Origin of the sequence: Flavilitoribacter nigricans DSM 23189 = NBRC 102662, from assembly GCF_002646595.1 — a bacterium.
GTDB lineage: Bacteria > Bacteroidota > Bacteroidia > Chitinophagales > Saprospiraceae > Flavilitoribacter > Flavilitoribacter nigricans.
The window spans coordinates 1-1003 of sequence record NZ_PDUD01000122.1 but is presented as its reverse complement, the minus strand read 5'-3'; the positions used below and the strand labels follow the sequence as shown (position 1 = coordinate 1003).

Sequence of the window (1003 nt, the reverse complement as noted above, 5' to 3'; positions counted from 1 at the left end):
AAGAAATATTCGCCTCACTACCAAAGAAGCATTACCAAGGTAGTTGAGGAAAAAAGCGAGACGCAAAAACGCCTGGCTTTAGAGCAAAAAATCAAAGAATTAGAACAATTTATTGGCCGTCAGCAGGTTCAGCTCAGTTATTATGAGAGGTTGTTAGCCACGGCTGAACAACGATATAATATTGAACTGGAAAAAAACTCCGACTGGAAGTCCTCGAATGGTTTTTCACACACCGATCCCAACACCAAATGAGTATGGAATCACTATACCAGGTTGTGGGGATCAGCCGTCAGGGCTTCCATCAACATTGTCGCCGCCTTCAGTGGCAAGAACAGCAAGTGGATCCCATTATTGAACGGGTGAAGCATTATCGCAAATTCCATCCCCGAATGGGAGCCAGGCCCATCTATCAACTGATGAGTGCCCATAAAAGTGATCAACAACTGATCGAGCATTTGGGGAGAGATAAGTTTGAATCGATATTGATTACCAACGGTTTAGGCATAAAGCCGATCCGGGTTTTTCATATTACCACCTACAGTGGTGCCTTCAGGTTCCCTAATTTAACCGAAGGGCTGGAAATTAACGATATCAACCGAGTCTGGATTAGTGATCTGACCTATTACCGACTCTTGGACGGATGGGCCTATCTCACTTTTATTCTAGATCTCTATTCCCGGCGTTGCCTGGGATATGCGTTATCTCAAACCCTGGAAACCGAGCAAACCACCATGAAAGCTTTGAAAATGGCTCTAAAAACCAGAGGGAAGCATAATTTCGATCAGCAACTGATCTTTCACTCAGATGGTGGTGGCCAATATTATGATAAAGGCTTCCTGAAACTACTGCGTCAATACCAGATCGTCTCCTCAATGGCTGAGTGCGTTTACGAAAATCCTCATGTGGAGCGATTTCACAGTACCGCAAAAAATCAATATCTCATCCCCTGGGGTGTCAACTCGGTTTGTCAACTCGAAAAACGGATGCCACAGTTCATTAAATT

The 1003-nt window shown here is 44.2% G+C and carries 1 protein-coding gene and 1 pseudogene; both read left to right on the top strand.

Features of this window, described 5'->3' with window-relative positions:
- Positions 1 to 252 (top strand): annotated as a pseudogene (locus CRP01_RS42700) (transposase); the annotation flags it as partial.
- Between the two features lie 2 nt (positions 253 to 254).
- Positions 255 to 1003 (top strand): DDE-type integrase/transposase/recombinase (locus CRP01_RS41670; RefSeq protein WP_170110767.1); only part of this gene is annotated, 749 nt, incomplete at its 3' end.